15 protein-coding genes are annotated in these 12,606 nt (G+C 65.5%); 7 read left to right on the forward strand and 8 right to left on the reverse strand.

Annotated elements, in window-relative coordinates:
- Positions 1-49: 49 nt before the first annotated feature.
- Positions 50-1,072, reverse strand: a complete 1,023-nt coding sequence (locus LG661_RS09375) for a Tim44 domain-containing protein (RefSeq protein WP_230531617.1) — start codon at positions 1,070-1,072, stop codon at positions 50-52.
- 147 nt (positions 1,073-1,219) lie between these two features.
- Positions 1,220-1,495: a DUF3072 domain-containing protein gene (locus LG661_RS09380; protein WP_230531618.1), complete on the reverse strand. Its 276-nt coding sequence runs from the start codon at positions 1,493-1,495 to the stop codon at positions 1,220-1,222.
- A 183-nt stretch (positions 1,496-1,678) separates the two neighbouring features.
- Here LG661_RS09380 and LG661_RS09385 point away from each other — a divergent pair, with 183 nt between their 5' ends.
- Positions 1,679-2,923: a Y-family DNA polymerase gene (locus LG661_RS09385; RefSeq protein WP_230531619.1), complete on the forward strand. Its 1,245-nt coding sequence runs from the start codon at positions 1,679-1,681 to the stop codon at positions 2,921-2,923.
- Between the two features lie 50 nt (positions 2,924-2,973).
- Here the strand turns inward: LG661_RS09385 and LG661_RS09390 are convergent, their stop codons facing one another.
- Entirely contained in the window at positions 2,974-3,861 is an 888-nt protein-coding gene (locus LG661_RS09390; protein WP_230531620.1) for a branched-chain amino acid aminotransferase, read from the reverse strand.
- 173 nt (positions 3,862-4,034) lie between these two features.
- Here LG661_RS09390 and LG661_RS09395 point away from each other — a divergent pair, with 173 nt between their 5' ends.
- The 4 genes from LG661_RS09395 (at position 4,035) to LG661_RS09410 (ending at position 7,401) form a co-directional block, all read left to right on the forward strand.
- Positions 4,035-4,553 (forward strand): MarR family winged helix-turn-helix transcriptional regulator, encoded by a 519-nt coding sequence (locus LG661_RS09395; protein ID WP_407666689.1) that lies wholly within the window; start codon positions 4,035-4,037, stop codon positions 4,551-4,553.
- Positions 4,554-4,587: 34 nt separating this feature from the next.
- Entirely contained in the window at positions 4,588-5,307 is a 720-nt protein-coding gene (locus LG661_RS09400; protein WP_230531621.1) for a response regulator, read from the forward strand.
- Complete coding sequence (locus LG661_RS09405; protein WP_230531622.1) at positions 5,304-6,659, forward strand: ATP-binding protein; 1,356 nt, start codon at positions 5,304-5,306, stop codon at positions 6,657-6,659. Before LG661_RS09400 ends, LG661_RS09405 begins: the two co-directional genes overlap by 4 nt.
- Positions 6,660-6,771: 112 nt before the next feature.
- Complete coding sequence (locus LG661_RS09410; RefSeq protein ID WP_230531623.1) at positions 6,772-7,401, forward strand: hypothetical protein; 630 nt, start codon at positions 6,772-6,774, stop codon at positions 7,399-7,401.
- 64 nt (positions 7,402-7,465) lie between these two features.
- On the opposite strand, the gene LG661_RS09415 is transcribed toward LG661_RS09410, so the two are convergent.
- The 5 genes from LG661_RS09415 to LG661_RS09435 all read right to left on the reverse strand — a co-directional run bounded on the left by LG661_RS09415 (position 7,466) and on the right by LG661_RS09435 (position 10,541).
- Positions 7,466-7,825 carry a tRNA-binding protein gene (locus LG661_RS09415; RefSeq protein WP_230531624.1) on the reverse strand — a complete coding sequence of 120 codons (360 nt, stop codon included), beginning with the start codon at positions 7,823-7,825 and terminating at the stop codon, positions 7,466-7,468.
- A 17-nt stretch (positions 7,826-7,842) separates the two neighbouring features.
- On the reverse strand, positions 7,843-8,547 hold the full coding sequence (locus tag LG661_RS09420; protein ID WP_230531625.1) for a TetR/AcrR family transcriptional regulator: 705 nt from the start codon (positions 8,545-8,547) through the stop codon (positions 7,843-7,845).
- A gap of 67 nt (positions 8,548-8,614) precedes the next feature.
- Positions 8,615-9,442 (reverse strand): pyrroline-5-carboxylate reductase, encoded by an 828-nt coding sequence (gene proC, locus LG661_RS09425; RefSeq protein WP_230531626.1) that lies wholly within the window; start codon positions 9,440-9,442, stop codon positions 8,615-8,617.
- 69 nt (positions 9,443-9,511) lie between these two features.
- Positions 9,512-10,012 (reverse strand): type III secretion system chaperone family protein, encoded by a 501-nt coding sequence (locus tag LG661_RS09430; RefSeq protein ID WP_230531627.1) that lies wholly within the window; start codon positions 10,010-10,012, stop codon positions 9,512-9,514.
- A gap of 247 nt (positions 10,013-10,259) precedes the next feature.
- Positions 10,260-10,541, reverse strand: coding sequence for an accessory factor UbiK family protein (locus LG661_RS09435; protein WP_230531628.1), 282 nt, complete (start codon positions 10,539-10,541; stop codon positions 10,260-10,262).
- A 134-nt stretch (positions 10,542-10,675) separates the two neighbouring features.
- Between LG661_RS09435 and lgt the strand changes: the two genes are divergently transcribed.
- Both lgt and LG661_RS09445 read left to right on the forward strand, forming a co-directional pair.
- On the forward strand, positions 10,676-11,524 hold the full coding sequence (gene lgt, locus LG661_RS09440; protein ID WP_230531629.1) for a prolipoprotein diacylglyceryl transferase: 849 nt from the start codon (positions 10,676-10,678) through the stop codon (positions 11,522-11,524).
- Positions 11,521-12,606 (forward strand): class I SAM-dependent methyltransferase, encoded by a 1,086-nt coding sequence (locus tag LG661_RS09445; protein ID WP_407666690.1) that lies wholly within the window; start codon positions 11,521-11,523, stop codon positions 12,604-12,606. Before lgt ends, LG661_RS09445 begins: the two co-directional genes overlap by 4 nt.

Genomic DNA, 12,606 nt, shown 5'->3' on the forward strand with positions numbered 1-12,606 from the left:
GGCCGGTTTTCACCGGCCGCTTTCGCTTTCGACTGTGCGCTGGGCAGATTTAGGCCTGCTGGATCGCCGAGAGCTTCCAGGGGCCGCCGTGCTCGCGACGGAAGGTCCAGATCTCGGTCGCCTCCACCGGACGGGACAGATCGCCCTCGACGACGCGTCCCGTCGCCTTCTCGACCATCGCGTCGGTCAGCGAATAGCGCATCGCGACGGTGGCGTAATCCGTGTGGTTCTCGCGCCAGGCTTCCGCCAGGTCCCCCTGGAGCAGACGCACATTGGAGAGCTTGTTGACGACGCCGTTCCCGGCATTCTCGTTCAACTCCTCCTGGATGTAGCCCGCCATTTCAGGGGTAGCCATGTCCCAGATCTTGCTGACGTCCTCGCGGGAATAGGCGTCCTGCATCTCGACCAGCGTCCGCTCGAAGTCGGCATAGTCCTTCTCGCCGATGCCGATTTCGTCCCGCACGCCGGGGCGGGGCTGCTGCCGACGCTGCGACAGGCCGCCGAGCCCGCCAAGAGCGCCGCCTCCGCCGAGACCGCCCATCATGGGAGCCGTCGTCGAAGGTCGTCCGCCGGCCGGCGGCACGCTGCCGCCCATGGAGCGAGCATGGCCTTGGCCCATGCCATAGGCCGGCTGCTGACGCCTGCGGAACCACTTCATCGCGAAGGAGACGAGCAGCACGATCAGGCCGATCTGGAGCAGGAGGCCCAGCACCGAGGCGAAGCCCGCGAGGCCGCCGAAGAAGCCGTTGCCCATCAGAAGGCCCAAAAGGCCCGCGCCGAGGAGGCCGGCCATGAGGCCCGTGCCGAAGCCGAAGCGGCGCGGCTGCGCGACGTTCGGGGCAGGCGTACCCGGACGGTTCATCGTCGGACCCTGGTTCGGCACCTGCGAACGCTGGATCGGAGCCGCCTCCGGCGCGGTCCGCGTGCTCGGAGGCGCGCTCCAGGTGCGCGCGCCGCGCGAACCGAAGCCCCCTCCCCGGCCCATGCGGGCCTCAGCCGCGCTGCCGGCAAAGATCAGAGCCGCCGCCATGGCGATCATCACGCGGCTTCGGCGAGAGGCAAAATTCATCATCGTTTTGATTTCCATCCCTTGGAGCAAACAATGCTCTAAGAGCATATGTAGGGATGGTGAAGGCCCTGCAAAAGATCCGGGCCGCCGATTCCGGAGACGGCTCCCCAGACGATTTCGGCGGTCCCGGAGCAGCGAGAGCGGAGGCGGTTACTGTTCCCGCTCTTGCTTCAGGTGATCGATCCGTTTGGACGCCTCAGCCTTGTCCAGATCGGGGTCGTAGGCATCGGAATCGTGCGCCTGCTCGGACAGGGTTTTGAGATAGGACGCCTGGGCGCCGGTCATGGGCTCGTGTCCGGTCACCCACTCCTCCGGATCCTTGATCCGGTTACCGGCGGCATCCGGATCGGCCTTCGGATTCCGGACCTCGTTCTGGTCCTTACGGTTGTGCCGGGCGTCAGAGGATGTTTTCGTGCGCGCTGTCATGGCGGACTCCTATTGTTCCCTTTCTGTTCTCAAACAAGAACGGGATTCCAGCCCGTTGGTTCCCCAACGGAAATTGAGTCGATGACTCCCGCCAATCCCCGTTATCCACAGGCCGGGCGCTCGACTCCCGCTCAAGCTCACGTTCTTGATTTGTTCACAACAACAGAGAGCGGATGAGCGGCGATGCGCAAGCCTGCGGGCCTCGAACGGCTTTACGTGGATTTCGATTCCTTCTTCGCCAGTGCCGAGCAGCATCTCCAGCCCGCTCTTCGGGGTAGGCCCGTAGGCGTCATTCCCGTCGATTCGGAGCATACCGGCCTCATCGCCGTGAGCCGGGAAGGCAAGGCGCTGGGCCTCAAGCGCGGGACCTTCGTGCGCGACGCCAGACGGCAATGCCCCGGGCTGGTGCTGGTGACGGCCCGGCATGAGGCTTACGTGGAGTTGCATCGCGCCATCATCGAGGCCATCGAGTCGGTGGTGCTGGTCAAGGCGGTCTGCTCCATCGACGAGATGCTCTGCGCCCTGCTCCCATCCGAACAGGCGGAGGCGCTGGCGCTCGGACGGAAGGTGAAGGACGTGATCGCCACCCGGATCGGGCCGACCCTGACCTGCTCCGTGGGCCTGGGCCCCAACGACCTCCTGGCCAAGATCGCCGCCGAAATGGAAAAGCCGGACCGTCTCGTCGCCCTCCACCCGGATGCCCTGCCCGGTCCCCTCCTCTCCCTTGCGCTCACCGACATTCCCGGCATCGCCAAGGGCAACGCAGCGCGGCTGGCGGGGGCCGGCATCGGCGACATGGCCGCTCTCTGGCGGCTGCAGCCCAAGGAACTGCGCCGCCTCTGGGGCAGCGTCGAAGGGGAGCGGCTCTGGATGGGGCTTCACGGCTACACGGTCGAGCGGCCCGAGACCCGGCGGCGCATGTTCGGCCATGGCCGCGTCCTGCCTGCCGATTGGCGCTCCCTGGAAGGGGCCTACGCCGCCGCCCGCGTCCTCCTGGCCAAGGCCGCAAGCCGCATGCGCCGGGCCGGCTTTTCGGCCCGGGCGCTGGCGCTCTGGCTCACCGACAGGCACAGCGCCGGATGGTACGGGGAGGAGCATTTCGCCCCCACCTGGGACGACCCGTCCCTGCTGGCGTCGCTGAGCCGTCTCTTCCGCCATGCGGAGCGAGAGGACATGCGCCGCAACCGCAGCGTCCATATCGCGCTGCACGATCTGGTGCCGCTGCAGGACATCGAGGAGGATCTTTTCGGGCACACGGCGGAGGCGCAGCTCAAGCGCCGGATGGAGTACCTGTCCGCCATCGCCGACCGGATGAACGCCCGTCACCGGCAGACGCTGCTGCACTGGGGGCCGTGGATCGACATTCCCGGTGGCTATGCGGGCGCGAAGATCGCTTTCAACCGCATTCCCGACGCGGAGGATTTTTGACGCGCAGCACTTGCTCCCTCCCCGCAGGCGGGGAGGGAGAAGGGTAGCCTTCAGGCTGCCTGCGACTTCGGCTGGACCTCGGCCATGTAGTCTTCCATCAGCGTCTTGGTGATGTTGCCCGGCTGATAGGTATGCGGCCCGATCTCGGAGACGGGCGTCACTTCCGCCGCCGTGCCGGTGATGAAGCACTCGTTGAAGCTCGGCAGCTCATCCGGCATGATCCGGCGCTCCGCCACCTCGAAGCCGCGGCGCTTGGCCAGCTCGATCACCGTGCGGCGGGTGATGCCGTCCAGGAAGCAATCGGCGGTGGGCGTGTGGATCACGCCGTCGCGGGTGAAGAACACGTTGGCGCCCGTGCATTCCGCAACCCGGCCCTGCCAGTCGAGCATGAGCGCGTCGGCGTAGCCCTTCCGCTCGGCCCGGTGCTTGGAGATCGTGCAGATCATGTAGAGGCCGGCCGCCTTCGCCGCCGAGGGAGCCGTCGCCGGGTCGGGACGGCGATAATCGGCCATGTCGATGCGGATGCCCTTCATCTTCTGGGCCGGGTCGAAATAGCTCGGCCATTCCCAGGTGGCGATGGCCAGATGGATCGTGTTGGCCTGCGCCGCCACGCCCATCATTTCCGAGCCGCGCCAGGCGACCGGGCGGAGATAGGCGTCCTTCTGCCCGTTCTTCTCGAGCACGAGGCGCTTGGCCGCGTCGATCTCGGCCACGCTGTAGGGGATCTCGAAATCGAGGATTTCGGCCGATTTCTTCAGGCGCTCGGAATGCTCGGTGGACTTGAAGATCTCGCCGCCATAGGCGCGCTCCCCTTCGAACACGCTCGAGCCGTAATGCAGACCGTGCGAGAGGACGTGAAGGTTGGCCTCCTTCCAGGGTACGAGCTGCCCGTCGTACCAGATCCATCCGTCACGTTGATCGAAAGGGGTCGCGGACATCGTCTCTTCTCCTTGAAATGCCGGCCTTTGTGGCGCACCGGGGCCGCGTAATTTCCGGTTCGCTTTCACGACATTTCAATTTCATTCATTTCGCGAAAGCGCCTTGACGAGTAACAATCGCCCTGAGATATGTCAACAAGGCTGACATAAAATGGATAAGGATGGAATAGGACGTGCCCGACGCGATCCCGGCTGTGAGACCCGAGAGACTTGGCAAGGATATCCTGGCCGAGCTCCCCGCCTATGACCTCATCGAGCTGTTCTTCTTCGCATACCGCGACTTCGTCAGCGATCCGGACCGGATCCTGGGCGAGTACGGTTTTGGCCGGGCGCATCACCGGGTCCTGCACTTCGTCAACCGCCAGCCGGGCCTGACCATTGCGGAGCTTCTCGACATCCTGAGGATAACGAAGCAGAGTCTCAACCGGGTCCTGAAGGAGCTGATCGAGAAGGACTTCATCGAGAGCCGGACGGGAACCGCCGACCGCCGCCAGCGGCTGCTCTATGCCACACCTCAGGGCAGCGAACTGGCGCTGAAGCTCGCCAAGCTGCAGACCCGCCGCATCATGCGGGCTTTGTCCGACATGGAGCCGGAGGGCAAGGAGGTGATCAGCCGCTATCTCCTGCGCCTGATCGACCCGGATGACCGCGACCATGTGGAGCGGCTCGTATTCGGGCCCGAGAAAACCTGATAAAGCAGGTCTCGACCGAAACGACGCGATCCCGATGGAAGCACCCCGCATCGACATTCCCGACCATGCGCCGCACGTCCTTGTGGTAGATGACGACCGCCGCCTGCGCGACCTGCTGGCCCGGTTCCTGACCGAGAACGGCTACCGGGTCACGGCCGCCGCCAGCGCGGCGGAGGCGCGGTCGAAGGCCGAGAATTTCGTCTTCGACGCCCTCGTCCTCGACGTGATGATGCCGGGTGAATCCGGCTTTGATTACGCCCGCAGCATCCGGCAGAGCTCGCATGTGCCGATCCTGATGCTCACGGCCCGTGCCGACACCTCCGACCGGGTGACGGGCCTGGAGATCGGGGCGGACGACTATCTCCCCAAGCCCTTCGAGCCGCGCGAACTGCTCCTGCGCCTTGGCAATATCCTCAAGCGCACGGTCGCGCCGGCGGGAGCACCCAACGGCGATGCGCCGGAGACCATCCATTTCGGCCCCTTCTCCTACCGCTTCGACCGGGGGGAATTGCGGCGCGGCGACGAGATGGTGCGCATCACCGAACGCGAGCGCGAGATTCTGACGATCCTGGGCACCCATGCGGGCGACAACGTCCCGCGCGAGGCCCTGGCCGGGAACGGGGCAGCCGCGAACGAGCGCACGGTGGACGTTCAGATCAACCGCCTGCGGCGCAAGATCGAGACCGATCCGGCCAACCCGATCTTCCTGCAGACGGTGCGCGGGATCGGCTACCGCCTCGTCATCGACCGATGAAGATCGGCGCCATCAAGCGTTCCCCCTTGGATCAGGCGATCCGCTGGCTCGGGCGCTTCCTGCCGAAGGGTCTCTATGCCCGCGCGCTCATCATCATCATCGCACCGGTGATCCTGCTGCAATCGGTCGTCGCCTACGTCTTCATGGAGCGTCACTATCAGCTCGTCACGCGCCGCCTGTCCTCTGCGGTGACGGCCGATATCGCGGCGCTCATCGACATCTACGAAAGCTATCCGCAGGACCCCGATCTGACGGTCCTGTCGCGGATCGCCTCGGAGCGGCTGCAGCTCGACGTGGACATCCTCCACGACACCGATCTGCCGCCGCCGGGCCCGAAGCCGTTCTTCTCCATTCTCGACGAGACGCTCTCCGACGAATTGCGCCGGCAGGTCGACCGTCCCTACTGGCTCGATACGGTCGGGCGCTCGAACTACGTGGAAATCCGCATCAAGCTCGACCAGAACAACATCATGCGCGTGCTGGCGCGGCGCAGCCAGGCCTATGCGTCGAACTCCCACATCTTCCTCGTGTGGATGGGCGGCTCGTCCTTCGTGCTGCTCGGCATCGCCATTCTCTTCCTGCGCAACCAGATCCGGCCGATCCTGCGGCTCGCGGAGGCGGCAGAAGCGCTTGGCAAGGGGCGCGAGATCGAGTTCCGTCCGCGCGGGGCTCGCGAGGTTCGCCAGGCCGGGCACGCCTTCCTCGAGATGAAGCGGCGCATCGAGCGCAACATCGAGCAGCGCACGACGATGCTCAACGGCGTCAGCCACGACCTGCGCACCATCCTCACCCGCTTCAAGCTCTCGCTCGTGCTCCTGGACCAGACGTCCGAAGTCGAGGATCTGAAGCGCGACGTGGACGAGATGAGCCGTATGCTGGAAGGCTACCTTGCTTTCGCGCGCGGCGATGCCGGCGAGCAGGCGGTGCAGACGGATCTGCGGCAACTGCTGGAGGAAGTGCAGGTCGATGCTGAGCGGCAGGGTCATGTCACGGAACTCGACATCGTCGGCGATCCGATCATCATCGTGCGTCCCGATGCTTTCCGGCGCCTGCTCTTCAACCTCGTCGCCAATTCGGCCCGCCACGGCGACAGGATCGAAATCTCCGCCAACCACGAGACGCGCTGGCTCGTTCTCCATGTGGATGACGACGGGCCGGGCATTCCGCCGGACATGCGCGAAGAAGTGTTCAAGCCCTTCGTGCGCTTGGACGAGGCGCGAAACCAGGACGAGGGCGGCTCGGGCCTCGGCCTCGCAATCGCCCGCGACATCGCCCGCTCCCATGGCGGCGACATCGTTCTCGGCGACAGCCCGCTCGGCGGACTGCGCGCAACCGTGCGCCTGCCTGCCTGATATTTCCGCAGCGGCCTTTTTCGATCCAGCAGGCGCCGCTTTCGAAAAAGGTTGAGCCAGCACAGGATGATCGCTTCATTCGAGCCGTGACGCATGATCGGAGGGTTTGCGCATGGGAGTGATCGTCAATCCAAGAGGCACCTGCGGATCGGGCAAGACGGAACTGGTTCGCCGGATCCTCGCACAATACGGCTGGCGCAGAGACGGCAGGGCTGATGCGGGCATGCTGGAGCCGATCCACCGTGCAGGTCGCCTGCACCCTCTGGGATACCGCCTCGCCCATCCGGGCGGCGGATGTCCCCTCGTGGTCATCGGTCATTACGAAGTCACCAGCGGCGGCTGCGATACGATCAGGGCGACGGATGGCGGCCTGGAGGAGATCGTCAGGCGGGCCGCGGATTACGCCTCGACTGGTCATAACGTGCTGATCGAAGGACTTCGGCTCAGCAGCGAGTACGACCATTCCGCAGAGCTGGCGAAGCGGCACAGGCTCCACGTCCTGCATCTCGCAACTCCTGTTGAGCGATGTGCGCAGAATCTCGTCAGGCGGCGGCGCGCCCGCAGGGACAGCTGGCGGCTTGTCGTGGACGCGGTCGCTCGCGAGCACAGGCTTGTGGAGGAGGCGTGCCGAAAGCTCATGCCCCATGCCGCAGTCGAGGCCCTGGGATTCGACGATGCTTTCGCCCGCGCGCAGGATCTGCTTGGAATGCGAACCTCCGAGGGCAGCGTATTGTCTGCCTAGAGCATCCAAGGACAAAGCCGGATTGGATCCCGAAAGTGCGAATCCATTTTCGGGGTCCGATGCTTTAGTAGAGCCGCCCCCCAATCGGAACGTCGCGGTCCGGGCGGATGAGCATGACGTCGCCGTTCGCGTCAGGGACGCCAAGGGTCAGCACCTCCGACATGAAGGGGCCGATCTGGCGCGGCGGGAAGTTGACCACCGCCAGGACTTGCGAACCGACGAGATCCTCCGGCCGGTGGTTCACCGTGATCTGGGCCGAGGAGCGCTTCGTGCCGAACTCAGGTCCGAAGTCGATGGTGAGCTTGAAGGCGGGCTTTCGCGCCTCCGGAAACGGCTCGGCGGCAACGATCCGGCCGACGCGGATATCGACCTTCAGAAAATCGTCGAAAGTAATCCTCGGCGTTGCTGAAATGGCCTGATCCATGGTGCTCCCTTCTGCTCTCAGATCGCCGCCGCGGGATTTTCCGCATCGCCGCTTCCTTCGCGCGGACGACGGCTGTCGCGGCGGAACGAGCGGCGGCTTCCCATGAGAGCGCGGCCGAGGGCCCGCAGGGGCGCCGTTAGGCGGCGGACATCCTCGGCCCCTTCCAGAATGCGCTCGCCGCGCCGCAATTCCCGGTCGAGCCGCGCCATGGTCTTGGCCAGCGTCGGATCGTCGTCCTCGAGCCATGTGCGCATGGTGTTGGAATAGACGAGCACGGCACCCTGGAGCTTCAGGCCGCCGAGCGGCCCTTCCGTGTTGATGCCCGCCGCCGCCAGCATGAAGCGCATGGAGTTGAGCGCCACCTGGTTCAGGGCTGCAATCGAAAGCGGATCGTACTGCAGATCCTGCGAGATGCGGCGCAGGGCCTCCTTGTAGGGCTCCATGGCGTCGAAGCGGCGCATCAGCACGTCGAAGACGCGCTCGCGTGCGGGTTCGCCGGCGAGATCGTCCGTCGTGCCTTCCAGCACCTGCTTGTCGATCTGGCGCGAGAGGGAGCCGAGCACGGCGCCCTTCGAGGGGAAGAGATCGCGGAATTCGGCAAGGGACACATTGGCAGCCTGCGCGATATCGCCGATCTCGATCTCGTCCCAGGGCCGCCTCGCCGCGAGATCCATGAGAGCATCGACGATTGCCTTACGCTTGTCGGTGGGAGCTTCCGCCATCACAATCTCTCCTGAACAGTTTTCCAGAGGCATAATCTAGGCGCTCGCCGCGCCATGAACATGCCCGTCAGCCGGAGAGTTCCTCCGACCGGCGTTTCGCAGCAGCCACGGCCTCGTTCATGAGAGCCTTCAGGCCAGCGGGATCGCGCATCAGGACCTCCAGCGCCGCCGCCGTGGTGCCACCCGGTGAGGTCACGTTCTGGCGGAGTGTGGAAGGCGGCAGGTCGCTCTGGAACAGAAGCTCGCCCGCGCCCGTCACCGTCGCCCGCGCAAGCCGCTGCGCCAGGTCGGGCGGCAGGCCTGCAGACGCACCGGCTTCCGCCAGGCATTCGACCAGATGGAAGACATAAGCCGGTCCGGAGCCCGAGACCGCCGTGACAGCGTCGATCAGGTCCTCGGACGGAAGCCACTCGACGATGCCGTTGCTCCGCAGCAGGGCATCCGCCGAGAGGCGCTGCGCCTCGCTGACCTCCCCGCTCGCGGCAGCACCCGTCGCGCCGCGCCCGATGCTGGCGGGCAGGTTCGGCATGGCGCGCACGATGGCCGAAGCGGCGGGAAGCCGGCTTTTCAGATCGCCGATCGTCTTGCCGGCGAGAATGGAGATGACGAGGGTTTGAGGCCCGATGAGATTGTTCAGGGGGGCTGCCGCCTCGTCGAGCATCTGCGGCTTGACCGCAAGCACGAGCACATCGGGCGCGGCGGGGTGCGCGGGATTGAGGGCGATGCCCTGAGCTGAGCAGAAGCGGGTCATCTCCTCCGACAGGCGGGGATCGACGACGGTGACCCCTTCAGGCGTCATGCCGACCTTGAGCCAGCCCTCCAGCATGGAGCCGCCCATCTTGCCGGCTCCGACGAGAACGAGGGACGACGGAAGGTGCTGGGCGTTCGGGGACATGGCGGCTCGGCGAAAAGGTGGAAAGGAGCCGCCACTATCCATGCTCGGCCACGCCCTGTCGAGGCAGGATCAGGCGTGACCTTCGGTTTCGAACAGGACGCTGTCGAGGGACTCACGGGCGGTTTTCCCGGCCCAGATCACGAACTGGAAGGCCTGGAAGTAGCGCTCGCAGGCTTCCACCGCGACCCGCAGCATGGTCTCGCACTGCCCATGGGTCGGATCCGCGCCGCCCGCCAGCAGCAGGGCATGGCGGAACATCACCACGTTCTCCGAGCTCCAGAGGTCGAAATGCCCAACCCAGAGCTGCTCGTTGATATAGGAGGTCAGCTGAAGAACCTCCTGCCGCCGCCGGTCGGGCACCTTCAGGTCGAAAGCGCAGGCGACATGCAGCGCCTCCACGTCCTCGATCCAGGTGAAGGCGATGTGGTAATCGGTCCACTGGCCCGAGACCGAGACAGACATTTCATCAGTCGCCGCGCGGTCGAAAATCCAGTCCCGCAAGGACGCGAGCCGCTCGACAACGTCGAGGGGATGTTCGATTCGGTCGATGGGGATGTGGAGCTGGGTCATGTCGATCCGGGAAAATTGACGTTGCCTGAATATGGTAAACATAAAAAGGCAATAATACTTCTTTTGACTCAGGCTTTACTCCGAAAGAGCCAAGCTGAATACCTGCGTATTCAGTGCTCTTGCCGCACCGGCCACGAATCAGTTCATGAATCGACAGTCCTAGATTTTGACTCCGGTCACAATGCGTCTGTATGACCTGTCCACAACAGGAGGGTTTCCCTCAGAGCAGCCCCGGCATCCGCTCTGGTCAGGCCGAGGCTGGAGCCGCTCCGCCGGCCTGGGTCCCAAGCTTCGCCTCGAGTTCCCTCACCCGAGCCTCCAAGCGCTCGTTCTCCTCGCGGGTGGCCAGCACCATCTCGCGCAGGACCTCGACCTCCTCGCGGGTGGCGATGTCCATATCCTTGATGAGACGCTCGAGCTGGGTGCGGACCATCGTATCCACCTCCCGCCGGACGCCCTGGGCTGCGCCTGCGGCATCCGTCGCCAGACGAGCGAGTTCGTCGAAGATCCGGTTGGAGGACTGGGTCATGGTGATATCCGCCTTGTCATGAGGAGCGCCCGCTCCGATGCGTCACACATGGGCGCAATCGCGCCAAACTGCAACAGGGTTGACGACCGGCGCCCTGGAAGTCCAATGGCAGGGCGCTAGTTCAAGGGCTTCCCATGCCTCTTTCGTTCCCCCTCATCGATCCGGTCGCCATTTCCATCGGCCCCCTCGCGATCCGCTGGTACGCCCTTGCCTATGTGGCCGGGCTCCTGGGCGGCTGGTTCTATGCCAAGCGCCTGGCGGCGCGGGCCGATCTCTGGACGCCTCTGCGCCATCCGAAGCCGGTCGACATCGACGATCTTATCGTTTGGGTGGCGCTCGGCGTCGTGCTGGGCGGACGGCTGGGCTATGTCCTGTTCTACAATCTCGGAGCCTATCTGGCGCAGCCGCTCGAGATCTTCGCCGTGTGGCGGGGCGGCATGTCCTTCCATGGAGGCTTCATCGGGGCGGTGCTCGCCATCGTGCTCTTCTCCCGCTCACGGGGGCTCCATCCCCTGGCGATGCTCGACATGGCGGCCGTCGTCACGCCCATCGGCCTGTTCTTCGGACGCATCGCGAACTTCATCAACGGCGAGCTCTGGGGCCGTCCCGCCCCCGATTTCCCCTATGCGGTCGTCTTCCCCCATGCGGGCCCCGTGCCCCGCCACCCGAGCCAGCTCTACGAGGCCTTCGGTGAAGGGCTTCTTCTGTTCATCGTGATGGCCATTGCCGCGCGGCGCTTCGGTTTCCGCAGGCCGGGCCTTCTCGGAGGCATCTTCGTGCTGGGCTATGCGCTCGCCAGAATCGTCGCCGAGTTCTTCCGCGAGCCCGATGCGCAGCTCGGCTTTCTCTTCGGCTCGTCCGTCGAGGCGCTGAGCGGCGGCATCACCATGGGGATGCTGCTGTCCCTGCCCATGGCCATTCTCGGCGCCGGGATGATCGTGATCGCTGCCCGCGGCTACACCCGCCCCGCCGAGGCCGCGTGAAGGCGCTGGCCGACACCCTGCGCGAGATGATCGCCCTCGAGGGGCCGATCCCCGTCGAGCGCTACATGAATCTTTGCCTGCGCCACTACTACGCCAGCCGCGATCCGCTGGGAGAGGCCGGCGACTTCACCACGGCGCCCGAGATCAGCCAGATGTTCGGAGAGCTGGTCGGCCTGTGGGTGCTGGAGCTCTGGCACGCGATGGGCCGCCCCTCCCCTGTCCGGCTCGTCGAGCTGGGGCCGGGGCGCGGCACCCTGATGGCCGATCTCCTGAGGGCCGCGAGGCTCCTGCCCGATTTCGGCAAAGCCGCCACCGTGCATCTGGTTGAAACGAGCCCGGCCCTGAGGCAGCGGCAGCAAACGGCTCTCGCCTCCTCCGGGTCTCCGATCGCCTGGCACGACGATATCGGCGAGGTGCCGCAGGGTCCGATGCTCCTGGTCGCGAACGAGTTCTTCGACGCCCTGCCCGTCCGCCAGTTCGTCGCAACCGAACGGGGCTGGTGCGAGCGCCTGGTGGGGCTGGACGGCGAGAACCTGATCTTTGGCCTGCGCCCTGAGCCGGAGCGGGCCTTTAGCAATCCGCTGCGGCTTGGCGACATTCTCGAATGGCCGGCCGCCTCCCTTGCGATCATGAAGAGCCTGTCCCGGCGCATTGCGCGGGATGGAGGCGCAGCGCTCATCATCGATTACGGTTATTGGGGCCCGGCTTTCGGAGACACGCTGCAGGCCCTGAAGAAGCACGCCTTCGTCGATCCGCTCTCCGAGCCGGGCGAGGCGGACTTGACCACCCATGTGGATTTCCAACGCCTGGCTCAGGCCGCCGCCGAGGAAAGAGTCCGCGTCCATGGCGTCTCCAGCCAGGGCGATTTTCTCGCGGCACTCGGCATCGAGGCGCGGGCAGCGGCTCTGAAGAAGCGGGCGACACCGGCTCAGGCCGAGGATATCGACAGGGCCCTCGCCCGCCTCACGGAGCGCGGGCCGAAAGCCATGGGTGACCTCTTTAAGGTTTTGGCGGTTACCCATGAGAGCATTGAAGCCGTCCCCGGGCTTGCCACCCGATCACCGCCACCGCCGCAACCGTGA

The sequence above is a fragment of the Microvirga roseola genome, from assembly GCF_020866965.1.
GTDB classification, from domain to species: Bacteria; Pseudomonadota; Alphaproteobacteria; order Rhizobiales; family Beijerinckiaceae; genus Microvirga; species Microvirga roseola.